We start from the raw sequence: 26,152 nt of genomic DNA on the forward strand, positions 1-26,152 counted from the left end.
TCCCGCGGCGCAAGCTGCGGGGCCGGCGGTTCAGGCCGGACGCTGGGCCACGGTCAGGCGCAAGCCGAAGCCGATCAACGCCAGCCCGAACACCCGGCTCTGGATCTCCTGCGCACGGGGGCTGGCCGACATCTAGCGCCCCACCGCCCCGCCCGCCAACGCGCACAGCACGTCCAGCGCCAGGCCCAGGCTGACCAGGATCACGCCCAGCACGGCGAACTGCTGGCCTATCGGCCCCTGGGCGGGCGACACGAATTGCGGCAGCAGCACCGAGCAGAACAACAAGGCCTTGGGATTGAGCACATTGGTCAACACGCCGCGCAATAGCGCCGGCCCCAGTCCCGCGCGGCTCGCGGGCGCCTGCCCGGAAGCATCGTAGGACACGGGTCCTGCGCGCAATAGCCGCAAGCCCAACCAGACCAGATAGCAGCCGCCCACCGTGCGCGCCGCATCGAACGCCCAGGGATGGGTCTTGAACAGCGCCGCCAATCCCAGCGCGGCCAGGGTCACGTGGGCGGCCCGCGCGATGGCCAGCCCCGCGGCCACCGCCAGCGCCTGCCCTCTGCCGCGCAGCACACCGGTTTCCAGCAGCAGGATCATGTCGGGTCCCGGCACCACGTAGACGATCAGCAAAGCCCCTAGAAACATCGCCATATCCGCCATTTCCCCGCTCCTTTCCGTCCTGACTCAGGCGATCATTCTAGGAAAATGGCGCTGGCATGTGCATCCTATTCATGCCATCGGATTTATGATGATTGGCATATTCAACCAATCAAACAAACCTAATCCTAATTCCATGCCAAAACGCGAACTGGACGCCTACGACCGCCGGATCCTGGAAGCCCTGCAGCAGAACGGCCGGCTGACCAATGTCGAACTCGCCGAACAGATCGGCCTGTCCCCTTCGCCCTGCCTGCGGCGGGTGCGGCTGCTGGAAGAAGCCGGCGTCATCCAGGGATACGAAGCCCGCCTGGCGCCGGACGAAGTCGGCCTGGGCCTGACCGTCTTCGTCGGCATCAAGGTGGAGCGGCACCACGAGCGCGACTCGGCCTTGTTCCGCGAGGAAGTCAGCACCTTGCCGGAAGTCATCGCCGCGCACCTGGTGTCGGGCGAGTCCGACTTTCTGCTGCAGGTGGTGGTGCCCGACCTGCGCGCCTACGAACGCTTCCTGCTGGGCACGCTATTGAAGCTGCCCGGCGTGAAGGACATCCGCAGCAACTTCGCCATCCAGACCGTCAAGCCGCAAAGCCCGCTGCCGCTGGATCATCTGGCGAAGTGAGCGCGCCGCGCGCACGAACTCACGCCATCGCGGCCGCGGCCCGGTCCACCGCCTGCGAGCGGCGCTCGAAACGCGTCTGCGACATCTCCAGATAACGCTGCACCACGGCCGGCTCCGAAGTCTTGGGCGTGCCGCCAGGAAACGGCGGCTTGGGGTCGTATTCGATCTGCAGCTGGATCAGCTTGGCCACGTCCTCGCCGCACAGGTCCGCCACCACCTTCAGCCCCATGTCGATGCCGGAGGTCACGCCGCCCGCGGTGTAGAACTTGCCGTCCACGCACATGCGCTCATCGCTGGGAATGGCGCCGAAGCGCGACAGCAGTTCACGTGCGCGCCAGTGGCTGGAAGCACGCCTGCCGCGCAGCAGGCCAGCCGCGCCCAGCAGCAGCGAACCGGTGCAGATGCCGAATACGTAGCGCGCCGCCAGGCCTTGCGCACGTGTAAACGCTACCCAGTCGGCGTCGACAATGGCATCATCCGTGCCCGGCCCGCCTGGCACCACCAGCAAGTCGCAGGGCGGCGCCGATGCGATGGTCTGCGTGGGCACGAAACACAGCCCGCGATCGCTGCGCACCGGATCGCGCGTTTTTGCGACAAAATCCACGGTGAAGCCCGGCGCGCCTGCCAGCACTTCGTACGGTCCGGTCATGTCCAGCTGGGTCAGCCCTTCGAACAAGAGAAAATTCACATGCATGACGATGCTCCGTTAGAAACGACGACTTCCAGCATAGGCGGACGCGCCCGGACGCGTGCGCCAAATACGCCGCCCGATGCGCCATTGCGCGTGCAATTCGTCCTGTACGACGGCTTCCAGCCGCTGGATCTGGCCGGACCATGGCAAGCCTTCAGTTCGGCCAACGAGGAAGCCGGCCGCAAGCTCTACCGCCTGGGCACCATCGCCGCCACGCCGCAGGTCAGCACCTGGGAACAGGGCCTGCGCATGCAGGTGGACGGCACTTTTGCCGACGACGGCGATGAGCGTCTGGACATGATGTTCGTACCCGGCGGCCCCGGCGCCGATTTCGCGGGCGCCCATGGCGAGACGCGCGCCTGGCTGCGCCGCCGCGACGCGGACGCCGGACGCACTTGCAGCGTCTGCACCGGCGCCTTCGTGCTGGCCGCCGCCGGCCTGCTGGACGGCCGCGCCGTCACCACCCACTGGCGCTCGGCCGACCGGCTGCGCCAGCTACACCCGGCCCTGCGCGTCGAAGACGACCGCATCTACATCGAAAGCGGCAAGTACTGGACCTCGGCCGGCGTCACCGCCGGCATCGACCTGGCGCTGGCGCTGATCGAACGCGACTTCGGCGCCGACCTGTCGCAGCGGGTCGCGCGCCGGTTGGTCGTATTCATGCGCCGCAACGGCGACCAGCGCCAGTACAGCCAGGCGCTGCGTATGCAGGACCGCGTGGCCGCGCCGTTCCGCGACCTGGTGGAAAAAATCGAGGCGCAGTTGTCGGCGCGCTGGTCGGTCGACGACATGGCCGATGCCTGCCAGATGTCGCGCCGCACCTTCCAGCGGAAATTCGCCGCGCATTTCGGCGTCGCGCCCACCGAAGTGCTCAAGCGCCTGCGCCTGGAGCGGGCGCAGGCGCTGGCGGCATCCGGCAAGATGTCCAGGAAGGAAATGGCGCAGCTGGGTCAGGCGCTGAGCGGCTAGCCGGCCAGCCCCACCGACACGCCGCCGCACACGTACAGCATCTGTCCCGTCATGAAACCCGCCCGCCGGTCCATGAACATGGAGACCGCATGCGCGACCTCTTCGGGCCGGCCCACCCTTCCTGCCGGAATCGCCGCCTCCAAGGCCAAGGTCTGTGGCGCGCCCGGCGGGTTGGACTGGTTGAACAGTTCAGTCGCGATGGGTCCTGGCGCCACGGTGTTCACCGTGATGCCGCTGCCCGCCAGCTCCAGCGCCCAGGTCCGCGTCATCCCGGCCAACGCCGCCTTGGACGCGCCGTAGACGGTGCGTCCGTCCTTGCCCAGGGCGGCGCGGCTGCCGATGTTCACCACACGCCCGTAGCCCGCCGCCCGCATGCCGGGCAGCAGGGCCTGCATCAGCAGGACCGGCGCCGTGACGTTCAGCGCCATGATCCGCGCCATCTGCTCCTGGGTGACGTCGCCGATGCGCGCGACCTGGATCATGCCGGCGTTGTTGACCAGATGCAGGACCCGGCGTTCGGCCGCCAACTCCTGCGCGGCGGCCACGGTGGCTGCGGGGTCGCCCAGGTCGACCGAGCGGAACGTCTCGCCAGGCAAGAGGGCTTCGGGCGCGCCGCGGCTGAAGTTGACGACCTGAAAGCCATCGTCGATCAGACGCGCGATGATGGCGCGGCCTATGCCCCGGCTGCCGCCGGTGACCAGTGCGGTGGGCGTGTTCATTGCGCGGTGATTCCCTTGTCCTTGATGAGTCCGCCCCACTTCTTGCGTTCCGCGGCCTCGAAGGCCGCCAGGTCCGCGCCGAAGAGCGTGCCAGGCTTGGCGCCCATGCCGGCGAAGTTGGCCGCGACGGCCGGATTCTTCAGCCCGCTGCGCGCGGCTTCGATCAGCTGCCGGACCACGGGCTCCGGCGTGTTGCGCGGGGCGTACAGCGCAAACCAGGCGGTGACGTCAAAGCCCGGCAGGCCGGATTCCGCGACGGTGGGCAGGTTGGGCACCGAAGCATCGCGAGCCGCGGACGTGACCGCCACGCCTCGGACCAGATTGCCGTCCTTGATCTGCGCCAGCGCGCCCGGCAGGTTGTCGAACAGCAGGTCGACCTGCCCGCCGGCCACCGCCGGCAGCGATGCGGACGTGCCCTTGAACGGCACGTGCAGCATGGTCACGCCCGCCATGGCTTCGAAATAGGCGCCGGTCAGGTGCACCGAGGACCCGATGCCGGGCGACGCATAGGTCAGCTTCTTGTCCTTGGATTGCTGGGCCGCCTTGATCACGTCCGCCACCGTTTTGTAGGGCGACTTGGCGCTGACGGCGATGACGTTGGGCGTGGTGGACACCAGCGCGATGGGCACCAGGTCGCGTTCGGGGTCGAACGCCATGTTGTTGTAGAGGAACTGGTTGATGGTCTGGGTGCCGATGGTGCCCAGGCCCAGCGTGTAGCCGTCGGGCTTGGCGCGCGCCACGTAGGCCATGCCGATGTTGCCGCCGGCGCCGGGCTTGTTCTCGACCAGCACGGTCTGCTTCAGGCCCGGTTCCAGCGCGTGGGCGATGGCGCGGCCGAAGATGTCGGCGCCCCCGCCCGGCGGATAAGGCACGACGACGGTGACGGGATGATCGGGATAGCCCGCGGCGTGCGCCGCGGGCAAGGTCAGGAAGGCCAGCGCGGCCAGGGCCGGCGCAGTGATCGCCAACCTGCGCTGCAGGAATTGCGTCATGGGCTTGTCTCCTATCGAACCCGCTGATTGCGGATTTCTTTTTAAAGTACGTAAATACGTACTATATTCATAAGAACATAGAAAACCTCCAGGAGACAAGCAGATGAAACGCTGGACCCAACGCCCCGAAGGCTCCACCTGGGGCGACTTCGGCCCGGATGACGAGATCGGCCGCCTGAACCTGCTGACCGAGGAAAAAGTGCTGCAGGCGGTGCGGGAAGTGCGCGCGGGCAAGGTGTTCTGCCTGTCGCTGCCGCTGGACCTGCCGGGCGGCAACGTGCTGAATCCGCGCCGCCACGCCCCCACACTCAAGCCCACCTTCCGCGAAGGCACGCCCTACCTGAACTTCCAGATGTCGCAGGTGCAGCCCGAAGCCGTGGACGTGCTGTCCGACGACCAGGTCACGCTGTCCATGCAGTACTCCACCCAGTGGGACGGCCTGTGCCACGTGGGCGCGCTGTTCGACATCCAAGGGGACGGCGAGGCGCGCCGCGTCTATTACAACGGCTACGCGGCCGGCGTGGACGTGTTCGGCGGCGCGGATCCCGACAACTCGGACGACGCCTGCTGCCCGCCCGGCGGATCGTATGCGCGCAAGCTCGGCATCAACCGCTATGCCGAAAAAGGCATGCAGGGCCGCGGCGTGCTGGTGGACCTGGCGCGCGCGTACGGTTCCGGCCGCACGGTCGTCGACCTGGCGGGCCTGCAGGCCGCCATGCGGGCGCAGAACGTCACGGTGGAACGCGGCGACATGCTGGTGCTGCGCACCGGCTTTGCCGAGGAAATCGTGGCCATGGACGGCCAGCCCGACCCGCACAAGCTGGAACAGACCGGCGCCGTGCTGGACGGCTCCGACCCGGCGCTGCTGGACTGGATCACGCAATCCGGCATCGCCGCGATCTGCGCGGACAACTATGCGGTCGAAGCCTATCCGGCGCGCACGTCCGGCCCTGGACATTCGATCCTGCCGCTACACCACCATTGCCTCTTCAAGCTGGGCCTGCCGCTGGCCGAACTCTGGTACCTGAAGGACCTGGCCGACTGGCTGCACGCGCAAGGCCGCAACCGCTTCCTGCTGACCGCCCCGCCCTTGCGCATGCCTGGCGCGGTGGGTTCTCCCGTGACGCCCATCGCCACGGTGTAAGCCATGAACATGCCGTACTCGACTTTCTCCGAACACCTGGACGCCTTGGCCGCGCGCCAGCCCGATGCGCCGCTGCTGATCGACCAGGACCAGCCCATCGGCGCGGCGCAACTGCGGACGCACAGCCGCGCGCTGGCCGCCGGCCTTGCCCGCATCGGCGTGCGCCCGGGGCAGCGCGTGGCGGTCTGGCTGCCCAATTGCGCCGCCTGGGTGGAATCGTTCCTGGCCTGCGCGCACCTGGGTGCGCTGGTGCTGGCGGTCAACACGCGCTTCCGGGCGCTGGAGCTGGCCGACATCCTGGGACGCGGCAAGGCGGACTGGCTGGTGTTCTGGCCGGGGTTCAAGGGCATAGACTTCCAGGGCATCCTGGGCGAGGTCGCGCCGGAACATCTGGAGCGCCTGCAAGGCGTGATCGCGCTGACGAATGCCGACGAGACGCTGCCCGCCAGCTTTCATGGCAAGCCTGCCCACCGCTACCAGGACCTGCGGTCCTGCACAGACGCGGCGCCGCCGGCCCAGCCCAATGCGGGCGTGCTGTGCTTCACCACGTCCGGCACCACGTCCAAGCCCAAGTTCGTGCTGCACGACCAGCGCACGCTGTTGAACCACGGCGCGACCGTGGCGCGGGCCTATGGCTATGACGGCCGAAGCTGCGTGCTCGCCAGCGCGCCCTTCTGCGGCGCCTTCGGCTTCGCGACGCTGGCCGGCGGCCTGGCGCAAGGCGCGCCCGTGGTCTGCGCGCCGGTGTTCGACGCCGCCCAGTCCTCTGCCGCGGTACGCCGCCACGCGGTGACGCACACCTACGCCAACAACGAGGCCCTGGTCGGCATGATGCGGGCGGGAGCCCAAGGCGACTTCGCCTCGGTGCGGCTGTTCGGCTTCGCCAGCTTCACGCCGGCGCTGGACAACATGCTGGACCTGGCCCGCGAGGCCGGCGTGCCGCTGACCGGCCTGTACGGTTCCAGCGAGCTGGTGGCCCTGGTCGCCGGCCAGCCGCGCGATCCCGCCGAGGGCGACGTGTCCGCGCGCCACCAGCCGGGCGGCACGCTGATCTACCCCGAGGCGCGCGTGCGCGCCCGCGATCCCGCCACGGGCGAAATCCTGCCGCATGGCCAGTCCGGCGAACTCGAAATCCTCTCGCCCAGCCTGATGCAGGGCTATCTGGACAATCCCGAGGCCACCCGCGGCGCCTGCACGGATGACGGCTACTTCAAGACCGGCGATCTCGGCTACACGCTGAATCCGCGCCAGTTCGTGTTCCAGACCCGCATGGGCGATTCATTGCGCCTGTCCGGCTTCCTGGTCAATCCGGTGGAAATCGAACAGGTGGTCGAAACCCTGCAGGGCGTGCGCGCCTGCCAGGTGGTCGGCGCGACGCAAAAGGGCAAGACCGTGTCCTACGCCTTCGTGCTGCTGCAACCGGGCGCCGCGGCCGACCCGGCGGGCTGGACCGCCGCGTGCAAAGCCGCGATGGCGGGCTTCAAGACGCCGGCGGGCTTTACCGTGCTGGATGAATTCCCCTCGGTGGAAAGCGCCAACTCGGTCAAGATCCAGAAGCACCGGCTGCGCGAAATGGCCGATGCCATACTCGCGGCTCCGACCACGACGCCCTCCGCCTGAACATGCCCGACCCCAAGCTCTTCTCGCGCAGCCCCCAGCCGCTGTATCTGCAGGCGGCGGCGCTGTTTCGCAGCAATATCCAGAACCGCACGTGGCGGCCCGGCCAGCAGATTCCGCCGCTGGAAGCGCTGATGGAAACCTATGGCATTTCACGGGCGACCATCCGCCAGGCATTCGGCCTGCTGGAAGACGATGGCCTGATCCGCCGCTCCCGCGGGTCGGGCACTTTCGTCAATGCCGAACTGCCTGAAACGCCCACCCTGCTGATCCCCAAGACCTGGGCCGAAACCGTGGAGCTGAGCAACCAGCTGGGCACGGTTTCACTGGTGGAGTCCAGCGCCGATTCGCCCCTGCCCGACACCCTGGGCATGCCTTGCGACGCCGACCGCGGCGGCAGCTTCCAGTACCTGCGGCGGGTGCACACCACTGATGGCGCCCCCTTCTGCTACAGCGAGGTCTTCCTGGACAGCGCGCTGTTCCGCAAGCACCGCGCCCAAATCCGCAAGAGCACCGTGGCGCCGGTGCTGGACCAGTTCTACGGCGCGCGCATCAGCGAAGCGCGCCAGGTGCTGAACGTGATCGAGGCCGGCCAGGAATCCGCCGAGTCCCTGCAGATTCCCGTGTCCTCGCCCGTGGCGGAAATACGCCGCTACGCCTGCATCGACGGCCGTGTGGTGTATTACGCGCGGCTGGAGTTCCCGTTCAGCAAGGTGCGGATGGAATTCGACCTGCTGTCCCATCGCTAGACCACATTCAAGACAAGGAGTCCCCCCACCTCGACCCGCCAGCGTCAAGCCAGAACAGAGCGCCGCAGCAGATCCCCAAGCGCCAGCAGTATCCGAACAAGATCCGGCATAAAGGAGACAACCATGCAATGCCGTAGAACCCCCCGGATTTCCCTGAAGTTGCGCAGCACGCTAGCCCTGTTATCCGCCTTTGCCGCCGCGCCCAGCGCCATGGCGCAGGCAATCTCCGACGAGGTGGTCCGCCTGGGCCTGATCCTGGACATGAGCGGCGTGTATGCCGACGTCACGGGCAAGGGCAGCGCGACCGCCGCCGAAATGGCCATCGCCGACTTCGGCGGCACGGTGCTCGGCAAGAAGATTGACCTGATGGTGGTGGACCACCAGAACAAGGCCGACATCGCCGCCGCCAAGGCGCGCGAGTGGTACGACACCCAGAAGGTCGACGCCATCATGGACGTGGCCGGCTCCGCCCCCGCGCTGGCCGTGCTGGAAGTGGCCCGCGAGAAAAAGAAGATCGTGGTGTTCAGCGGGCCTGGCACCGAACGCATCACCAACGACCTGTGCTCGCCCTATTCCGTGCACTACACCTACGACACCTGGTCGCTGGCCAACACCACGGCGCGCGCCACGGTCGAGCAAGGCGGCAAGAGCTGGTACTTCCTGACGGCCGACTACGCTTTCGGCCACACCTTGCAGGCGTCCGCCACCGAAGTCGTCAAGGCCAACGGCGGCACCGTGCTGGGCGCGTCGCGCCACCCCCTGGGCTCCAGCGACTTCGCCTCGTACCTGCTGCAGGCCCAGGCCAGCCGCGCGCAGATCGTGGGCCTGGCCAACGCCGGCGGCGACACGGTCAACGCCATCAAGGCCGCCAGCGAATTCGGGCTGACCAAGGGCGGCCAGAAGATGGCCGGACTGCTGCTGTACATCAACGACATCCACGCCATCGGCCTGGACGCCGCCGCCGGGCTGACGCTGACCGAAGCCTTCTACTGGGACATGAACGACCAGACCCGGGCCTGGTCCCAGCGCTACTACGACAAGCTCAAGAAGATGCCCAACATGAGCCAGGCGGGCACATATTCATCGGTGATGCACTACCTGAAGGCGGTGCAGGCGGCCGGCACCGACGAACCCACGGCGGTGATGAAGCAGATGAAGTCCGTGCCCATCAACGACTTCTTCGCCACCAACGGCCGCATCCGCGAGGACGGCCGCATGGTGCACGACATGTACCTGTTCGAAGTGAAGAAGCCGTCCGAGTCCAAGCGCCCCTGGGACTACTACAAGCTCGTGGCCACCCTGCCCGGCGATCAGGCCTTCATGCCGCTGTCGCGCTCGTCCTGCCCGTTGGTGAAGAAGTAGCGGTTTTGCGGGCGCCTGGCAGGCGCCCGCCTCGCTATGCCCGCAGCTTGCGGTCCAGTTCCAGCACCGACTGGTACAGCACGCGGGTGCCGTCCAGCAGCTGCGCGGGTTCGATCCACTCTTCCGGGCAATGGCTGCGGCCGTTCAGACAAGGGATGAAGATCATGCCGATGGGGCCGGTGGGCGCCATGTAGACCGCGTCGTGGCCCGCGCCGCTGGGCAGGCGCATGGAGGCGTAGCCCAGCTGGTCGGCGGCGGCCTGCACCGCGTCCATCACCAGCGGCGTGCAGTCGGTGGGCCGCGCGCGGCTCAGCTGCGTGAAGCTTGCGGACAGGCGCAGCGCGGTCAGGTCCGTGGCCACGCCGGCCATCAGGGTCTCGGGGAAGGCGTCCAGCACGGCGTCGCTGTCGCTGCGCATTTCCAGCGTCAGTTCGACGCGGCCCGGCACCGCGTTGGCGGCGTTGGGCGTCATGGACAGGCGGCCCACGGTGGCGACCACGTAATGCGGATTGCCGCTGGCGGCGCTGGCCTGGCGGTGGGCGGCATCGATGATGCGGGCCGCGCCCACCAGGGCGTCGCGGCGGATGTCCATGGGTGTGGTGCCGGCATGGTCCGGCTGGCCTTCCACCGTGATCAGCACGCGGCGGATGCCGACGATGTTGGTGACCACGCCGATGGGCAGGCCGCGGCTTTCCAGCACCGGGCCTTGTTCGATATGCAGTTCCACGAACGCCGCGGTGCCATCGGCAGCGCGCAGCGGCGCGCCCAGCGCCGACGGGTCGCCGCCGATGCGGGCGATGCCGGCCGCCAGCGTCTCGCCCTCGGGGTTGCGGGCGGTCAGCATGTCGGGCGTGAGCTGGCCGCAGAGCGCGCGGCTGCCGACACAGGAAATGCCGTAGTCGCTGGGCTCCTCGGACAGGAAGTCGATGACCTCGAAGGGGTGTTCCAGCTGCACGCCCTGTTCGCGCAAGGTGTGCGCCACTTCGATGCCGGCCAGCACGCCGATGATGCCGTCGAAACGGCCCCCGGCCATGACCGTGTCGCAGTGCGAGCCGGTGGCGATGGGCTTGCGCGCGGGATCGCGCCCGGCCAGCGTGCCTATCAGGTTGCCGCCGGCGTCCAGGCGGGTGGTGAGGCCCGCGGCCTCGAATTCGCTGCGCAGCCAGGCGCGGGCCTCATCGAACAGCGGCGAGAACGCGCGGCGGGTCCAGGGGACCTCGGGCAGGGTGTAGCGGGAAAGGGTTTCGACGCGGGCCCAGAGGCGTTCGGCGTTCAGGGGGGGAAACTGCACAGACATAGCCGTTTCCCTCAGGCCTGGCGCGGACGCAGGAAGCGGCCGTCGCCCTTCTGGTTGACGATGCCCTTGCCATCGTAGACCTGCTGACCGCGGCACCAGGTGCCCGCGACGCGCACGGTGAACTCGCGGCCTTCGAACGAACTCCACTGCACCGCCGACAGACTGGTGGACGGATCAAAGGCATAACGTTCCGGCTTGAGGATGACGATGTCGGCGTCCTTGCCCACCTCCAACGAGCCCTTGCGGTCATCCAGCAGGAAGTGCTGCGCGGGGTTGCGGCTCAGTTGGCGCACCACCATGGACGGCGCGATGCCATGCTCTTCGCAGCCGGTCCAGAAAGCGGGCAACAGCGTTTCCAGGCCGGGGCCGCCGGACGAGTTCTTGAATACGTTCGGATTCTGCTTGCGCTCCAGGCCCCAGCTGACATGGTCCGACGACACGAAGGTGCACTCATCCTTGGCGATATGGGTCCAGAGCAGATCGACCTCGGCCTTGGGACGGATCGGCGGATAGTGCTTGGTTTTCGCGCCGAAGCGGCGGGTGTGCTCTTCATGGTTCAGCATCAGGTACTGCACGCAGGTTTCAATGCTGGCGCGATGGCCATTGCGGCGGTACATGTTGCAGATCTCGAAACCGCGGGAAGTCGATACGTGTACCGCATGGGCGCGCGCGCCGGTTTCGGCGCCGATTTCATAGATCAGCGCCGTCGCCAGGTTCTCGATCAGCGGCGTATGCGCCCGCATGAACGCGTCCCAGCCGATATCGTCGGCCTCGACCAGCCGCGCGATGTTCTTGCGGGTCAGTTCCTGCATCTGGTTGTGCACGCCGCAAACCAGTCCGGACGGAGCGATCAGGCGGAAGGCTTCATACAGGTCGTCTTCTTCGATGCGGGGAAAGCGGCCCGGGGTGGCTTCGAAGGTCGAAAACTTGAAGGCGCATACGCCGCCTTCGATGAGACCCGCCGCAGCCGCCAGGCCGTGCTGGGTGTTCAGGGTGCCGAACAGCGCCACGTCCACATGGCAATCGCGCTCCACCTCGGCGATCTTGGCGTCCAGTTGCGGACGCGAAGCCACGGGTTCCGGATCGTCGTAGGGCATGTCCACCATGACCGTCACCCCGCCGGCGGCGGCCGCACGCGACGCCCAGCCCAGTCCTTCCTGGTTCAGCTGGCTGCCGGAGTGCACCTGGCCGTCGACCACGCCGGGCACGATCCACTGGCCCCGCGCATCCACGCTGTCGCGGCCCGCGGGGGCCTGGCCAGCGCCGCGCGCCGCGATCCTGCCGTCTCTCACCGCCAGCCAACCATCCATCACCACGCCATCCGGGTCGACGATATTGCCGCGCACCACCAAATCGAAATCGCTCATGACCGCTTCCATCCTGTGTTGAGTGCAGGCAGTGTAGGAGCGGCCACCCAAAACGTCTTATGCTTATATGTGCGTGAGAATTAACATCAGGTTAATCATATGAAATTGAATCTACGGCAGATCGAGGTCTTCCGGGCGATCATGCTCAGCGGTTCCATCAGTGGCGCCTCCAAGCTGCTTTTCGTGTCCCAGCCCGCGGTCAGCCGGCTGATCGCCTATACGGAGCAACGCCTGGGCCTGATGCTGTTCCAGCGCATCAAGGGCCGGCTCTACCCCACGCCTGAGGCCCACCGCCTGTTCGTGGAAGTCACGGCGCTATACCAGAACGTGCAGCGCGTGAACGAGGTCGCCGACAATCTCGCCGAAAACCGCGAGGGGCAACTGCGGCTGTCCTGCAGCCCCAGCCTGGGCCAGTCCTTGCTGCCCCGCGCGATCGCGCTGTTCCGCAAGCGTTATCCCCAGATGCGCATCGTGCTGCAAACTCAGATACCGGCAACACTGCAACAGGCCTTGCTGACGCAGCAGATCGAATTGGGCGTGGCTTATATGCCGGTGGAACACCCGAGCCTGGCCTCTCAACCTCTCTACGAAAACAAGATCGTCGCGGTCCTGCCCAAGGGACATCCGCTGGCGGCGCAAGGCCAGGTAGAGGTGCCCGATCTGGTCAACGAACCCCTGATCGGCTACAGCGCCGACATCCCTTTTGGCATGCTGATCAACCGGCTATTCGGCAACGAGGACTCGCGGCCCGAGCCGCTCATCGAGGTGCAGCAGGCCCATGTCGCCTGCGCCCTGGTGCAGGCGGGCGCAGGCGTGGCGCTGGTGGACGAAATCACGGTGGCTGGCCCTACCTGGTCGAACGTGGTGGCGGTGCCCATCCGGGGCACCGTCAACGCGCCAGTGAACGTCTTCTACTTGCAGTTGCAGCCCCTGTCGCGCCCCGCGCTGGCTTTCATCAACGTGCTGCACGAGTTGGAGCGGCACAACTAGGTTCTCCTGGTCCGCTCAAGCCTCCTGGGGTTATCCCTTATCCTGACCTGAACCGTCCCCCACGCCCCGCTATGGCGTGGGCGAATGATTAATGTGATGTTATGGACCAGGAACAAAAGGTAATACGACATTATCGGCATTGATTTCTATGATGCGCTCGTCTGTTCCGGGGAACTGGTCATCTATGCGCCAGGACGCCCCCCGAACGCTCACGATCTGAACTGGGAAACAATGAAGGACATATCGATGAACCTGGGAGCCGAGGCCGTGCCGACCCGCAACGCGACCCAATCCGCGCAGCATCACAGCGGACGCAAGGCAGTCATTGCCGCTTCGGCAGGCAATGCGCTCGAATGGTATGACTTCACCGTCTATGCCCTGTTCGCGGTCTACATCGGACAGAACTTTTTTCAGAACGCCAACCCGACCGTGCAATTGATGACGTCGTTCCTGGCCTTCGGTCTGGGCTTTGTGGTCCGTCCGCTGGGCGCGCTGGTGCTTGGCTCCTATGGCGACCGGGCCGGCCGCAAGGCGACCCTGACGCTAACCATCATGCTGATGGCCCTGGGCACGCTGCTGATCGCTGCCGCGCCTCCCTATGCCGCCATCGGCGTGGGCGCCCCGCTCCTGATCGTCTGCGGCCGAGTGTTGCAAGGCTTCTCGGCCGGCGGCGAAGTCGGCGGCGCCACGGCCTTCCTGGTGGAGCACGCCCCCGCAGGCAAACGCGGCCAGTACGCTTCCTGGCTGCAGGCAAGCATGGGCATCTCCAATTTGCTGGGCGCGCTCGTGGCAACCCTGGTCACCACCCTGCTTACCGAAGAACAGGTTGGTGAATGGGGCTGGCGCATACCCTTCATCCTGGGCCTGGCCATCGCGCCGGTGGGCTTGTGGATGCGCGCGGCGCTGGACGAAACGCCGCACTTCCGCGAGGAACAGGAACGCCAGGCCCGCCAGAATGCCCGCGTCAAGGCGCCCCTGTTGGCCGTCATCCGTGACTATCCCAAGGAACTGCTGACCGGCCTCTGCATGTCAGTGCTCTGGGCAGTCGGCCCCTATGCCCTCATCATTTTCATGCCGATCTACGTACAGAAATCGATGGGGTTCACGAGTTCGGAAGCCTTCCTGGCGGCGCTGGTGGGCAATCTGTTCTTGACTGGCGGCTGTGTGTTCTCCGGCACCCTGTCGGACCGCTACGGACGCCGCAACATGCTGCGCGCCGCCGCCGCAGTGCTGATGGTCGCCGTCTATCCCCTGATGATGTGGCTGCAGGCATCGCACACGCAGATGACGCTGATCGTGGTGCAGTCATTGTTCTGTCTGATGGTGGCTATGTATGTCGGCGTGGCGCCCGCCGCGCTGTCCGAGGTCTTTCCCACCGCGGTACGTTCCTCGGGCATGTCCCTGACGTACAACACGGCGGTAACCGTGCTGGGAGGCTTCGCTCCGGCCATCCTGACCTGGATCACTTACACAACGGGCGTGGCCTTTGCCCCGGCGCTGTATGTCATGGCCGCCAGTCTCGTCGCGCTGCTAGCCCTGACCGTGCTGCCGCAGGGCAAGCATATCTGACATCGCCCTGGCGGGCCGTCGAGCAAGAAGTTCACAACGGCCCGCCAACTCCTGCTTTATTCAGGCCGCCACGGCCTCCTCCAGCATCTCCAACCGGTCCTGGCCCCAGAACACCTCGCCCCGGTACACATACGAAGGCGATCCGAACACCCCGGCCGCGACCGCGTCGTTGGTGTTGCGGCGGTAGACGGCCTCGATGCCGGGCTCGTCCGCCGCGGTCAGCAATGCCGGGGCGTCCAGCCCCTGCTGCCGCAGGATGGCGCGCAGGGTGGCTTCGTCGGAGATGTCCTGCTCGTCGCACCACTCCGCTTTCAGGATGGCCTTGTACAGCGCCGCCACCGGCAGGCCGGCGTGGTCGGCCGCGATCACGATGCGCGAAGCCAGGCTGGCATCCGGGCACATGTAGGCCGGCTGCGGATTGACGTGGATGTCCAGCTTGCGGCACCAGCGCGCCAGCTCCGTCACGCGGTAAGCCTGGCGCTCGGGCGCGCGCAGGCCCAGCAGGATGCCGCCGGTGCGGGCATAGACCTCGGGCAGGTCCACCGGCAGATAGCGGATCCGCGCCTGCTGCCGGGCCGCCAGCGCCTCCAGCCTGTCGGCGCCGAGGTAGGCCCAGTCGGAGTTCATCCAGAAGTAGTAGTCGATGGTCTTCATGGCGTCCTCAATCATGGCGTTCTCAGGTTGGCGCGGGCAGGCACCCGCAGGGCCGCAACCGCAGGCGCCTCGCTGCGCATCAGCCAGGCGCTGAACAAGGCGATCACACCGAGAATGCTCAAGTACCACACCACGTACTGCGGATCGCCCCCGCCCTTGGCCAGCAGCCAGGTCGCCACGATGGGCGCCAGGCCGCCGCCGATGGCGCCGGACACCTGCACCGCCAGCGAAATGCCGGTGTAGCGCACCTCGGCCGGAAACTGGCTGGAGAACAAGGTGCCTTCCGGCCCGTAGAGGCAAGCGTAGACCAGGCCGACCGCCAGGCAAACCGCCAGGATGATCCACCCCGTGTCCCGCGTGCCCAGCAAATGGAAGAACACCGGCGCGCAGGCCAGGATGCCCAGGGTGCCGACCATGAATACCCACTTGTGGCCGATCTTGTCGCCCAGCATGCCGAACAGCGGCATGGTGAACAGCGCCACGGCCGCGCCCCAGATCGTGGCATCCAGCATCACCGAGCGTGCGATGCCCAGGGTACCCGTGGCGTAGGCCAGCGAGAAGGTCACCACGGTGTAGAACCAGGTCACCTCAGCCAGCCTGGCGCCCACCACCACCAGCAGCGCGCGGCGGTGGTGCTTCAGGACTTCCGCCACCGGCACCTCGACCTTGGCGCCCTTCTCCTTCATCTGCTCGAAGTCGGGCGACTCGGCCACCTTGACCCGGATGAACCAGCCCACCAGCAGCAACACCACGCTGGCCAGGAATGGCAGGCGCCAGCCCCAGGCCAGCATGTCGGCCTCGGGCAGGCTGGCGACCGCTCCCATCGCCAGCGACGACAGGATCAGGCCCGGCGCCACGCCGGCCTGCGGCAGGCTGCCGAAAAAGCCCTTCTTGCCGTCCGGCGCGTGCTCCACCGCCATCAGCACCGCCCCGCCCCACTCGCCGCCGACGGCGATGCCTTGCAGGAAGCGCATCAGCACCAGCAGCACTGCGGCCCAGTAGCCGATCTGCTCATACGAAGGGATCAACCCGATCAGGATGGTGGGCACGCCCATCAGCAACAGGGTGATGAGCAGCATGGATTTACGGCCGATCTTGTCGCCGTAATGGCCGAAGATCACGCCGCCCAGCGGCCGGGCGAAAAAGCCCACGGAATAGGTGGCGAACGCCGCCAGCGTGCCCGTCAACGGGTCGAAGGACGGAAAGAAGATTTTGTTGAAGATCAGCGCGGCAGCGGTGCCGTAGAGAAAAAAGTCGTACCACTCGATGGTGGTGCCCATCATGCTGGCCAGTCCGGCCGTCACGTAATCGCGGCGCGAGCGCGCAGCCGCAGGCTTGGTCGTCATCATCATGACTCCCCGAAAAAAGTGCTGGAAGAATGGAGCTGCGCGTATCAGGCGGCGGGCAGCGGCAAGGGCGCAATGCCATGCGTCTGCCGAGCCCAGTAATTGAACGTCGCGTTGACGATCGAGGGCTTGAGCAGATAGTCGTGCGCTTCGCGCGCCAGCGCGTCATCGACCGGCGTCAGCGGACCGAAGGCCTGCGCGCGGATCTGCATGCGCGCCGCGCGCTCCAGGTAGACCGACAGGTAGGTCGCCTCTTCGCACGAAACGCCGGCCGTCAGGTAGCCGTGATGCGCCAGGATGATGGCGCGCTTTTTACCCAGCGCGCCGGAGATGATCACCCCTTCCTGGTCCGCGATCGGCACGCCCGGCCATTCGCCCAGGAAGGCGCAGTCGTCGTGCAGCGGCGTCATGTCCATCTGCGAGATCACCAGCGGCTGGCGCGCCGCGGCCAGCGCCGAGGCCCAGGGCGAATGCGTGTGGATGATGGACTGCACGTCGGGCCGCGCCTCGTACACCCACAGATGAAAACGCGTGGCCGGGTTGGCCATGCCCTCCCCCGTCAGCGTGTGCAGGTCGCGGTCGACTTCGATGAAATCGGCCGGCGTGGCTTCGTCAAAGCCCAGCCCGAAGCGCAAGGTCCAGTAGGCGCCCGGACGCTGCGAGCGCACGCTGATCTGGCCGGCCAGCCCGGCTTCCTGCTCGGTCATGGCCAGGATGCGACAGGCATAGGCCATGGTTTCCTGGATGCTGCGCGGCACGGCGCGCAGATGCTGCGCCATTTCCTGCGTGGCGCGGGAGTCGAAATAGGATTTCTCTCTTAATGCGGTGCTCATGTCTTCCCCTGTGTAATGCCCGCGTCATCGGCGCCACCGGACGCCGCGCGAGGTATGCACAGTATGGAAAGCCAGCCGCGATACAGCCATGCAGCCAGGGTCATAGCTGCTATTCGAGCCTGCCCGCTCCGCTACTGCAGCGCGATGCGGTGGGCGACGGCCAGCAGTTCGCTCACCAGCGGCAGAGGCTGGCGGTTGGCCAAGGTGATGGCGACCACGCGGCGCCGCAAGATGGGGCTCTGGACCCGGACCTTGCGCAGGCCGTATTCGGTCAGCAGCTTGTCGGGGATGCGGGACGGCAGGATACAGGCGCCCACGCCCGAGGACACCAGCTTGAGCATGGCGTCTATGGTTTCGGCCTCGGCCACGAACTCCGGCTCCAGCCCCGCGCTATGGATCATCTTGCGCAGCGCGTAGTGCGGCGGAAAACCCACCAGCCGCAGGTCCATGCCGGCCAGGTCGACGTCGTCCGGCAGTTCCACGTCGCCGCGCACGATCAGGCACATGTCGTCGTCGAACAGCGTGGCCGACGCCAGGTTGTCCGAAGCGACCGCCGCGTCGTAGACAAAGCCCACGTCCGCCTTGCCGCTTTCCACCAGCGCCACCACCTCGGGCGAACTGCGGCCCATCACGGACAGGTTCACGTGTTCATGGCTGCTGACGAAACTGGCCACCACCTCGGCCATGAAGTAGTAACTGAGCGTATGCACGGTAGCCAGCCGGACTGTGCCCTGCGTCACGCCTTCGCGCTGGCGCACGGCCTCCAGCACCCGGTCGATGTTCTTGTACGCGGGCTGGATGCCGTCGAACAGCCGCGCGCCCGCCTCGGTCAGCTCGACTCCGCGGCCGGTGCGCACGAACAGCGGCTTGCCCACGTGGGCTTCCAACGCCGCCAGTTGCCGGCTCAGCCCGGACTGGGTCTGGTCCAGGTCTTCCGCCGCGCGCGATAGCGATTTGAGTTCCGCGATGCGCAAGAAATAGCGCAACTGCCGGTCCGGTGTATCCATGCTGCCCTCCCGCCCCCTTTTCGATGCGCTCATGCGGCGCGGCTGACAGTGTGCACCAGGGGCCGGTCCGGCACCACGGGGATTTGCGCTAAGCCCGGCTTGGCGTACCCTGGCATACCCGGCCCCCAGCTGCGCAAAGGAACACCGCATGACCGCGCCCCCGCCCCAACGTCCCATCGCCGCCACCATCGCCGCAGTCGTGCGCGACGGCCGCGTGCTGCTGGTGCAACGCGCCAACCCGCCCGACCAGGGCCGCTGGGCCTTTCCCGGCGGCAAGATCGACGCGGGCGAAGGCGTGCTTGCCGCCGCCGCGCGTGAACTGCTGGAGGAAACCGGCGTGCGCGCGCTACCGCTGCAGGTATTCGACGCGGTGGACGTCTACGACTGCGACGACGCGGGCGCGCTGCGCCGCCACTTCATCCTGATCGCGGTGCTGTGCCGCTGGCAATCCGGCGAGCCGGTGGCGGGCGACGACGCCGCCGATGCCCGCTGGGTGCCGCTGGAAGCATTGGAAGATCATTCGCTTGCGACCAGCTTCGGCGTGGCCGAACTGGCGCGCAAGGCCGCGGCGCTGTCGTCCGCCGCGCCGTAGCGCTTCAGGCAGGCGCCCCCAGGCCGCTTTCCAGCAGCCAATCGCGAAACACCCGCGCCTTCTCCGGCATGGCGCCCCTGCCCGGCCACACAAGGTAGTAGCCGAACTCCTCCAGCCAGGCGTCGCCGGCCAGCCGGACCAGACGTCCGGCCGCCACGTCGTCCTGCACCATCGCCACGGGCAGCAGGCCCGCCCCCTGGCCCGCGGCCACGGCCTGCAGCAACAGGCTGCCATCATCGAAAGCGGGGCCTCTAGGCATGCCCGCGTCCTCCACGCCCTGGGCCGCGAACCACAGTTGCCAGCCGTTGCGCGCTTCGTCGTGCACGCGCGGCCAGCGCAGCAGATCCCGCACACCGGCCGGCATGCCCAGCTTGGTTACCAAAGCAGCCGATGCCACCGGCACCACTTCCACGGTCAGCAGGTGTTCGCTTTGCAGTCCCGCATAGCGGCCCAGTCCGTGGCGGATGGCGATGTCCGCGCCGTCCCGGCCGAAAGCCGCCAACGCGTTGCTGGTGACGAGCTGCAGATCGATCTCCGGATGGCGGGCTTGGAACTCGTGCAGCCGGGGGATCAGCCAGGCCGATGCGAAGAACGCGGTGGTGCTGACGGTGAGCACGCGGCTTTCGGGCGGTTGGGCAACGCGGGCGGACGCGGCCAGGATCTGGCGGAAGGCGTTGCGCACCGGCGGCAGGAAGCCGTGACCGGCGTCCGTCAGCTGGATGCCGCGGTTCACGCGCAGGAACAGGGCCACGCCCAGATGCTGCTCCAGCGACTTGATCATCTGGCTGACCGCCCCGGGCGTCACGCACAGTTCCTGCGCCGCGTCCTTCACCGACAGATGGCGGGCGGCAGCTTCGAAGGCGCGCAGCGCGTTGAGCGGAGGCAGTCGCGGAGTGGTCATGTCCGAAAAATTTAATGATTTAGTTTTTCTAATTCAAATCGAATAGAAATCATGGTTTGTACCCACGCCATACAGACATTAACTTGATCGGGTCTGTGACATGTACAAGATGGATAAAGAATAGATGAACTATACGGAAGACATCAAGGCCGCCGACCTGCACCACCTCGACCTGCTGGCGCTCGCCGCCCTGATCCGGTCGGGCGAGGTCTCGCCGGTGGAGATCACGCGCGCGCAACTACGGCGCATCGAAGCGCTGGACGGCGACCTGCGCAGTTATGCCCATGTAACCGCGGCCTCCGCGCTGCAGGAAGCGCAGGCCGCCGAAATCGAAATACGCCAGGGGCGCTACCGCGGCCCCCTGCATGGCGTCCCCCTCGCGCTGAAGGACCTGTTCCGGCGCAAGGGCGTGCCGACGGCTGCCGGCACCGCGATTCACCGCGGCGTGCCCGCCGACCATGACGCCACGGTAGCCAGCCGCCTGCGCGACGCGGGCGCCGTGCTACTGGGGCAACTTCAAATGACCGAAGGCGCGTACTCCGACCATCACCCCGACGTCGCGCCGCCGCGCAATCCCTGGCACGCGGATTACTGGATCGGCATCTCATCCAGCGGATCGGCGGTGGCGACGGCCGCCGGCCTGTGCTTCGGCGCGACCGCCTCGGACACCGGCGGTTCCATCCGCTGGCCTTGCGCGGCCGCGGGGCTGACCGGCATCAAGCCGACCTGGGGCCGCGTCAGCCGCCACGGCGTGTTCGAACTGGCGGCCTCGCTGGATCACGCCGGCGTCATCGCGCGCAGCGCGGCCGACGCCGCGGCGCTGCTGGAAGCGATAGCCGGCCCCGATGCGAAGGATCCGACCGCGCTGCAAGCGCCCGTGCCGCGCTACACCCTGGAGGCCGCCGTTCCGGTCGCCGGCCTGCGGATCGGCGTGGATGTGAACTGGAACCACGGCAACGTCGATGCGCGGACTCAGCGCATGATGGAAACGGCAATGCGGGTCTTCGAACAGCTGGGCGCGGCCCTGGTGCCGCTGCAGTTCCCCATCGAGGACGCGGCGCAGGCCGTGCGCGACTGGGCGCCGCTCTGCGCGGTCGAAGCGGCGGTTGCGCACGCCGGCACCTATCCATCCCGCAAGGCGGAGTACGGACCGGTGCTGGCCGGCGTGATCGAAGCGGGAAGCGCGCTCTCCGGCCTCGAATACCAGCGCATCGTGTTGCGCCGCATGGCCACGCGAGGCAAGGTCGATGCCTTGTTCGGCCGGGTCGATGCGCTTCTGACGCCGGTGCAGCCCATGGCGCCGCTCACGCTCGAAGCCATCAGCGTCCTGGGACTGCAGCCCGGACTGGTCGAAGCGCTGCAACGCTACACCTGCGTGTTCGACATGACGGGTCATCCCTGCCTGACGCTGCCCGCCGGGCAGTGCGAGGCCGGCATGCCCATGGGCATGCAACTGGTGGCGGCCCATCTGGACGAATCCGTGCTGTTCCGGCTGGGCGCCGCGTTCCAGGCGGCGACAAGCTGGCATCTGCGCCGGCCGGCGCTGTGAGGCCGACGATGAACCTGCATGCGCAACACGGCGCCAGCGCGATCTTCCAAGGCTGGCGGGTGGTGGCCGCGGCCTTCGCCATCACCTTGCTGGGCTTTGGCAGCGCCTATTCCTTCAGCGCCTTCGTCGACGCCTTGCAACGCGACTTCTCGGCCACGCGCGGCGCAGTGTCGCTGGTGTTCTCGCTGGCGGGGTTCCTCTACTTCGGTTTTGGCGTCGTCAGCGGTCCGCTGGCGGACCGCTACGGCTCGCGCCGCATGGCCTGGATAGGCATGCTGCTGGTGGCGCTGGGCCTGGCGCTTGCCAGCGCCGCGCAGAGCATGATGCAGATCTACCTGGCCTACGGCTTGGGCGTCGGGCTGGGCGTGGGCTGCGCCTACGTGCCGGTGGTAGGCGCGGTGCAGCGCTGGTTCCTGCGCCGGCGCGGGCTGGCCTCGGGGCTGGCGGTCAGCGGCATCGGCGTGGGCACGCTGCTGGTGCCGCCGCTCGCCTCTGCCTTGATCGACCTGTGGGGCTGGCGCGCCGCCTATCTGGCTCTGGCCGCCGCCGTGGCGGTGCTGGGCTGCGCCGCGGCGCGCTGGGTTGAAAATTCGCCGCAAGACCGGGGACTGCAGCCCGATGGCGACGCCGCGCCCCCCGTCCGCGCGGCTCCTGCATCCGCGCCTGCCGGCGTGCCGGTGCTCGCCGCCATCCGCAGCAGGGTCTTCCTGCTGCTGTACCTGGCGGCCATGGCCGGCGCCTTCGGCGTCTTCGTGCCCTTCGTGCATCTCATCCCCTATGCCCTGGATCACGGCATCGCGCCGGGACGGGCCGTGCTGCTGCTGGGCATGGTCGGCGTGGGCAGCGCGGCGGGCCGGTTCCTGCTGGGTTCGCTGGCCGACCGGCTGGGCCGGCGCGCCTCGCTCGCCACGATGTATGGCGGCATGGCGGCGTCGCTGGCGCTATGGGGCGCTTGCGGCCAGTTCTGGACGCTGGCGCTGTTCGCGCTGGTGTTCGGCGCGTTCTACGGCGGCTGGGTGGCCTTGATGCCGGCGGTGGTCATGGATTACTTCGGCGGCCGCCACGTCAGCGGCATCATCGGCGCGCTCTACACCAGCGTGGCGTTCGGCACGCTGATCGGCCCGGTGGCGGCGGGCCATGCGTACGACCTCAGCGGCTCCTATCTGCTGCCCATCGTCGCCAGCGCGGCAGGCAATGCGCTGGCGGCGGCGATTACGGCATTGCTGCCGCGGCAACGCGCGACGCAGGCCATGCCGCGCCGGGTTCTACTATAGAGGTCCGTCCCAGCACTCCCCGCAAGCCCATGTTCGACACCTACCTTTCCCGCTGGCAACTGACCCCCGACGGCGCTCCCATCATCACGCGCGCCGCCCAATTGCTGCCCGTGCGCCATCGCGGCCAACCCGCCATGCTCAAGGTCTCGCACGAGGAAGACGAAAAGCAAGGCGGCGTGCTGATGCGCTGGTGGGACGGCCGGGGCGCCGCGCGCGTGCTGGCGCACGACGACGCAGCCATCCTGCTGGAGCGGGCAACCGGCACGCGCTCGCTGGCCGACTACGCCCGCAACGGGCGCGACGACGAGGCCACCCGCATCATCTGCGGCGTGCTGCAGGATCTGCATGCGCCGCGCGCCCGGCCGCTGCCCGCGCTGCGTCCGCTGGAAGAATGGTTCGAGGAATTGTGGCCCATGGCGCAGGCGCAAGGCGGCATCCTGGCGCACAGCGCGCGCCACGCCCGCGCCCTGCTCGACAGTCCGCGCGACCCGACAGTGCTGCACGGCGACGTGCACCACGACAACATCCTGGACTTCGGCGAGCGCGGCTGGCTGGTCATCGACCCCAAGCGCCTGCACGGCGAGCGCGCCTTCGACTACGCCAACATCTTCTGCAACCCGGACCTGGCGGATCCGATCCCGCCCGTCGCCATCGTGCCAGGACGCTTCGAGCGGCGGCTGGAACTTGTCGTGGCGCAATCCGGCCTGGAGCGCCGCCGGCTGCTGCAATGGATCCTGGCCTGGTGCGGCCTGTCCGCCGCCTGGTTCATGGGTGGAGGCGAGGACGCCGCGATCGACCTGGATATCGCCCGCCAGGCGCAGGCGCTGCTGGATCGCTGAATCCCGGCCGTTGCAAACAAGGTATCCGGTTTGATGCGGTAAGGTGTAGCCCCACACCCCTTATCTCTTCATTCCCGGAGTACCGAATGACCGGATTGTTCATCGTGGTGGCGGCGCTGGCGTTCCTGATGCTGGCGGCGTATCGAGGCTATAGCGTGATCCTGTGCGCGCCCATCGCGGCCATGGGCGCGGTGCTGCTGACCGACCCGTCGGCGCTGGCGCCCGTGTTCTCGGGCATCTTCATGGAGCGCATGGCGGGCTTCGCCAAGCTCTACTTCCCCGTGTTCTTGCTGGGCGCCGTGTTCGGCAAGCTGATCGAGCTGTCGGGTTTCTCGCGCGCCATCGTGCAGGCGGTGCTGCGCCTGATCGGCGCCGAACGCGCCATCATGGCCATCGTGCTGGTCTGCGCGGTGCTGACCTACGGCGGCGTGTCGCTGTTCGTGGTGGTGTTCGCGGTCTATCCGTTCGCGGCCGAGATGTTCCGCCAGGGCGGCATCCCGAAGCGGCTGATGCCGGGCGCGATCGCCCTGGGCGCGTTCACCTTCACCATGACCGCCCTGCCCGGCACGCCGCAGATCCAGAACATCATCCCCACCACCTTCTTCGAAACAACCACCTGGGCCGCGCCCTGGCTGGGCCTGATCGGCGCCTGCTTCACGCTGACCGCCGGCATCGCCTATCTGGAGTGGCGGCGCAAGCGCGCGGCGGCCGCCGGCGAGACCTACGGCACCGACCTGCGCAACGAACCGGTCACGCCGCCCAATGAACGCGAGCACCATCCGCTGGTCGCCCTGCTGCCGCTGGTGGTGGTGGGCGTCGTCAACTACCTGCTGACGCGCTGGATACCGGGCTGGTATCCGGCCGGCTCCGAAGTCGCGCTGCCCGGCCTGCCCAAGCCCATGCCCGTCAATGCCGAAGACCAGGTGGCGCTGTGGGCGGTGATGGGCGCGCTGATCGCAGGCATCGTCACCATTCTGCTGTTCTCGTTCCGCGGCATCAAGGCGCACTTCGCCGAAGGCAGCAAGAACGCAGTGTCGGGCGCGTTGCTGGCGTCGATGAACACGGCGGCGGAATACGGCTTTGGCGGCGTCATTGCCGCCCTGCCCGGCTTCCTGCTGGTGGCCGACGCGCTCAAGGCCATCCCCGACCCGCTGGTGGGCGAGGCGGTGGCCGTGACCTCGCTGGCCGGCATCACCGGTTCGGCCTCGGGTGGCATGAGCATCGCGCTGGCGGCCATGGCGCAGACCTTCATCGACAGCGCCCACGCGGCGGGCATCCCCATGGAGGTGCTGCACCGCATCGCCGCCATGGCCAGCGGCGGCATGGACACGCTGCCGCACAACGGCGCGGTCATCACGCTGCTGGCGGTCACGGGCCTGACGCACCGCCAGTCCTACGGCGACATCTTCGCCATCACGTTGATATCGACCGCTTCGGTCTTCCTGGCGATCGCGGTGTACTACCTGACCGGCATCGTCTGAGCCAGGCCGGCGGCGATGACCTCCGCCAGCCATTGCGTGAAGACGCGCACCCGCGCCGACACCTGGCGGTTCTGCGGATACAGCACCGACACGGGCATGGGCGCGGGCGGCGCGCCGGGCAGCACGATCTTCAGCTCGCCCGTCGCCAGCTCGCGCTCGACGCGGTAGCGCGGCACCTGCACCAATCCCAGTCCGGCCAGCGCGGCGCTGGTGTAGAGCTCCGCGCCGGTCACGCTGACCACGGCCCTGGGGCGCACCTGCACGTTCTTGCCATCGACCGTGAAATCCAGCGGCAGGCTGCGCCCCGTGGCGCTGGACAGGTAGTCCACCGCCCGGTGGCCTTCCAGGTCTTCCAGCCGCCGCGGCTCGCCGTAGCGCGCCAGATAGGCGGGGCTGGCCACCGTGACTTGCGGCATCAGCGCGATCTGGCGTCCCACCAGCGAAGAATCCTGCAGCGTGCCGGTACGCAGCACGCAATCCACGCCTTCGCGCACCAGGTCCACCAGCCGGTCGTCCTCGCCCAGCTGCAGCACGATGTCGGGATAGCGTTCCAGGAAGGCCGGCAGTCCGGGCATGACGAAGAACCTGGCCAGCGTGCCCTGCGCGTTGACGCGCAGCAGGCCCTTGGGCGAGGTGTCCAGGAATGCGCCGTCGGCCTCTTCCAGATCCGCCAGGAGCCGCACGCAGCGCTGGTAGTGGGCCTCGCCGTCATGGGTCAGCCGCACCTGGCGCGTGGTGCGTTCAAGCAGCCGCGCCCCCAGGCGCGCTTCCATCCGCTTGACCAGGTTGGTGACCGTGGGGCGCGGAATCTGCAGGTCCTCGGCGGCCTTGGAAAAGCTGCGCCTTTCGGCGATGCGCACGAACACCAGCATTTCCTGGAACCGGTCCATCGTCACTCACCTATTATTAATGCAGATGAAATTATGTTAGC

General features: G+C 67.6%; 25 protein-coding genes. 13 read left to right on the top strand and 12 right to left on the bottom strand.

Annotated elements, in window-relative coordinates; all coding sequences use genetic code 11:
* Nucleotides 1–132: 132 nt before the first annotated feature.
* Nucleotides 133–654: a LysE family translocator gene (locus IAG39_RS19325; RefSeq protein WP_223283516.1), complete on the bottom strand. Its 522-nt coding sequence runs from the start codon at nucleotides 652–654 to the stop codon at nucleotides 133–135.
* A gap of 142 nt (nucleotides 655–796) precedes the next feature.
* Between IAG39_RS19325 and IAG39_RS19330 the strand changes: the two genes are divergently transcribed.
* Nucleotides 797–1,279, top strand: coding sequence for an Lrp/AsnC family transcriptional regulator (locus IAG39_RS19330; RefSeq protein WP_054454795.1), 483 nt, complete (start codon nucleotides 797–799; stop codon nucleotides 1,277–1,279).
* Nucleotides 1,280–1,298: 19 nt separating this feature from the next.
* Here IAG39_RS19330 and IAG39_RS19335 read toward each other — a convergent pair whose 3' ends face one another.
* Nucleotides 1,299–1,973 (bottom strand): DJ-1/PfpI family protein, encoded by a 675-nt coding sequence (locus IAG39_RS19335; protein ID WP_118935016.1) that lies wholly within the window; start codon nucleotides 1,971–1,973, stop codon nucleotides 1,299–1,301.
* A gap of 90 nt (nucleotides 1,974–2,063) precedes the next feature.
* Here IAG39_RS19335 and IAG39_RS19340 point away from each other — a divergent pair, with 90 nt between their 5' ends.
* The gene (locus IAG39_RS19340; RefSeq protein ID WP_118935028.1) at nucleotides 2,064–2,939 is read left to right on the top strand and encodes a GlxA family transcriptional regulator; all 876 of its coding nucleotides are present in this window, start codon (nucleotides 2,064–2,066) and stop codon (nucleotides 2,937–2,939) included.
* Here IAG39_RS19340 and IAG39_RS19345 read toward each other — a convergent pair.
* On the bottom strand, nucleotides 2,936–3,658 hold the full coding sequence (locus IAG39_RS19345; RefSeq protein ID WP_118935018.1) for an SDR family oxidoreductase: 723 nt from the start codon (nucleotides 3,656–3,658) through the stop codon (nucleotides 2,936–2,938). The genes IAG39_RS19340 and IAG39_RS19345 overlap by 4 nt on opposite strands.
* Nucleotides 3,655–4,650 (bottom strand): Bug family tripartite tricarboxylate transporter substrate binding protein, encoded by a 996-nt coding sequence (locus IAG39_RS19350; RefSeq protein WP_059380587.1) that lies wholly within the window; start codon nucleotides 4,648–4,650, stop codon nucleotides 3,655–3,657. The genes IAG39_RS19345 and IAG39_RS19350 overlap by 4 nt, the downstream gene beginning before the upstream one ends.
* Nucleotides 4,651–4,753: 103 nt before the next feature.
* Between IAG39_RS19350 and IAG39_RS19355 the strand changes: the two genes are divergently transcribed.
* From IAG39_RS19355 to IAG39_RS19370, 4 genes are all read left to right on the top strand, one after another.
* Nucleotides 4,754–5,794, top strand: coding sequence for a cyclase family protein (locus IAG39_RS19355; RefSeq protein ID WP_118935020.1), 1,041 nt, complete (start codon nucleotides 4,754–4,756; stop codon nucleotides 5,792–5,794).
* A gap of 3 nt (nucleotides 5,795–5,797) precedes the next feature.
* Nucleotides 5,798–7,414, top strand: coding sequence for an AMP-binding protein (locus IAG39_RS19360; RefSeq protein WP_118935022.1), 1,617 nt, complete (start codon nucleotides 5,798–5,800; stop codon nucleotides 7,412–7,414).
* A 2-nt stretch (nucleotides 7,415–7,416) separates the two neighbouring features.
* Complete coding sequence (locus IAG39_RS19365) at nucleotides 7,417–8,160, top strand: GntR family transcriptional regulator (RefSeq protein WP_059380589.1); 744 nt, start codon at nucleotides 7,417–7,419, stop codon at nucleotides 8,158–8,160.
* A 123-nt stretch (nucleotides 8,161–8,283) separates the two neighbouring features.
* On the top strand, nucleotides 8,284–9,522 hold the full coding sequence (locus IAG39_RS19370; RefSeq protein WP_118935024.1) for an ABC transporter substrate-binding protein: 1,239 nt from the start codon (nucleotides 8,284–8,286) through the stop codon (nucleotides 9,520–9,522).
* Nucleotides 9,523–9,556: 34 nt separating this feature from the next.
* Here the strand turns inward: IAG39_RS19370 and IAG39_RS19375 are convergent, their stop codons facing one another.
* Nucleotides 9,557–10,819, bottom strand: a complete 1,263-nt coding sequence (locus tag IAG39_RS19375; RefSeq protein ID WP_187774053.1) for a Zn-dependent hydrolase — start codon at nucleotides 10,817–10,819, stop codon at nucleotides 9,557–9,559.
* A gap of 11 nt (nucleotides 10,820–10,830) precedes the next feature.
* Nucleotides 10,831–12,186, bottom strand: a complete 1,356-nt coding sequence (locus IAG39_RS19380; RefSeq protein ID WP_118933877.1) for a dihydroorotase — start codon at nucleotides 12,184–12,186, stop codon at nucleotides 10,831–10,833.
* A gap of 99 nt (nucleotides 12,187–12,285) precedes the next feature.
* Here IAG39_RS19380 and IAG39_RS19385 point away from each other — a divergent pair, with 99 nt between their 5' ends.
* Both IAG39_RS19385 and IAG39_RS19390 read left to right on the top strand, forming a co-directional pair.
* Nucleotides 12,286–13,176, top strand: a complete 891-nt coding sequence (locus IAG39_RS19385) for a LysR family transcriptional regulator (protein ID WP_118933878.1) — start codon at nucleotides 12,286–12,288, stop codon at nucleotides 13,174–13,176.
* Between the two features lie 252 nt (nucleotides 13,177–13,428).
* Entirely contained in the window at nucleotides 13,429–14,745 is a 1,317-nt protein-coding gene (locus IAG39_RS19390; protein WP_410469187.1) for an MFS transporter, read from the top strand.
* A gap of 60 nt (nucleotides 14,746–14,805) precedes the next feature.
* On the opposite strand, the gene IAG39_RS19395 is transcribed toward IAG39_RS19390, so the two are convergent.
* The 4 genes from IAG39_RS19395 to IAG39_RS19410 all read right to left on the bottom strand — a co-directional run bounded on the left by IAG39_RS19395 (nucleotide 14,806) and on the right by IAG39_RS19410 (nucleotide 18,585).
* The gene (locus tag IAG39_RS19395; RefSeq protein ID WP_118933898.1) at nucleotides 14,806–15,399 is read right to left on the bottom strand and encodes a 2-hydroxychromene-2-carboxylate isomerase; all 594 of its coding nucleotides are present in this window, start codon (nucleotides 15,397–15,399) and stop codon (nucleotides 14,806–14,808) included.
* A gap of 11 nt (nucleotides 15,400–15,410) precedes the next feature.
* On the bottom strand, nucleotides 15,411–16,748 hold the full coding sequence (locus tag IAG39_RS19400; RefSeq protein ID WP_118933899.1) for an MFS transporter: 1,338 nt from the start codon (nucleotides 16,746–16,748) through the stop codon (nucleotides 15,411–15,413).
* 44 nt (nucleotides 16,749–16,792) lie between these two features.
* Nucleotides 16,793–17,578, bottom strand: coding sequence for an aldolase (locus IAG39_RS19405; protein ID WP_059378493.1), 786 nt, complete (start codon nucleotides 17,576–17,578; stop codon nucleotides 16,793–16,795).
* 131 nt (nucleotides 17,579–17,709) lie between these two features.
* Nucleotides 17,710–18,585 (bottom strand): LysR family transcriptional regulator, encoded by an 876-nt coding sequence (locus IAG39_RS19410; protein WP_059378492.1) that lies wholly within the window; start codon nucleotides 18,583–18,585, stop codon nucleotides 17,710–17,712.
* Nucleotides 18,586–18,733: 148 nt separating this feature from the next.
* Here IAG39_RS19410 and IAG39_RS19415 point away from each other — a divergent pair, with 148 nt between their 5' ends.
* Nucleotides 18,734–19,177 carry an NUDIX hydrolase gene (locus IAG39_RS19415; RefSeq protein ID WP_059378490.1) on the top strand — a complete coding sequence of 148 codons (444 nt, stop codon included), beginning with the start codon at nucleotides 18,734–18,736 and terminating at the stop codon, nucleotides 19,175–19,177.
* Nucleotides 19,178–19,181: 4 nt separating this feature from the next.
* On the opposite strand, the gene gcvA is transcribed toward IAG39_RS19415, so the two are convergent.
* Complete coding sequence (gcvA, locus tag IAG39_RS19420; protein WP_118933880.1) at nucleotides 19,182–20,078, bottom strand: transcriptional regulator GcvA; 897 nt, start codon at nucleotides 20,076–20,078, stop codon at nucleotides 19,182–19,184.
* Between the two features lie 124 nt (nucleotides 20,079–20,202).
* Between gcvA and IAG39_RS19425 the strand changes: the two genes are divergently transcribed.
* The 4 genes from IAG39_RS19425 (at nucleotide 20,203) to IAG39_RS19440 (ending at nucleotide 25,221) form a co-directional block, all read left to right on the top strand.
* Complete coding sequence (locus IAG39_RS19425) at nucleotides 20,203–21,627, top strand: amidase (RefSeq protein WP_187524022.1); 1,425 nt, start codon at nucleotides 20,203–20,205, stop codon at nucleotides 21,625–21,627.
* A gap of 8 nt (nucleotides 21,628–21,635) precedes the next feature.
* Nucleotides 21,636–22,901: an MFS transporter gene (locus IAG39_RS19430; protein ID WP_118933881.1), complete on the top strand. Its 1,266-nt coding sequence runs from the start codon at nucleotides 21,636–21,638 to the stop codon at nucleotides 22,899–22,901.
* A 29-nt stretch (nucleotides 22,902–22,930) separates the two neighbouring features.
* The gene (locus IAG39_RS19435; protein ID WP_118933882.1) at nucleotides 22,931–23,740 is read left to right on the top strand and encodes an aminoglycoside phosphotransferase family protein; all 810 of its coding nucleotides are present in this window, start codon (nucleotides 22,931–22,933) and stop codon (nucleotides 23,738–23,740) included.
* A gap of 86 nt (nucleotides 23,741–23,826) precedes the next feature.
* Nucleotides 23,827–25,221 carry a GntP family permease gene (locus IAG39_RS19440; protein WP_059378482.1) on the top strand — a complete coding sequence of 465 codons (1,395 nt, stop codon included), beginning with the start codon at nucleotides 23,827–23,829 and terminating at the stop codon, nucleotides 25,219–25,221.
* On the opposite strand, the gene IAG39_RS19445 is transcribed toward IAG39_RS19440, so the two are convergent.
* Nucleotides 25,200–26,111 carry a LysR family transcriptional regulator gene (locus IAG39_RS19445; protein WP_118933883.1) on the bottom strand — a complete coding sequence of 304 codons (912 nt, stop codon included), beginning with the start codon at nucleotides 26,109–26,111 and terminating at the stop codon, nucleotides 25,200–25,202. The genes IAG39_RS19440 and IAG39_RS19445 overlap by 22 nt on opposite strands.
* Between the last annotated feature and the right edge of the window lie 41 nt (nucleotides 26,112–26,152).

The sequence above is a fragment of the Achromobacter xylosoxidans genome (assembly GCF_014490035.1).
Classification (GTDB): Bacteria; Pseudomonadota; Gammaproteobacteria; order Burkholderiales; family Burkholderiaceae_B; genus Achromobacter; species Achromobacter bronchisepticus_A.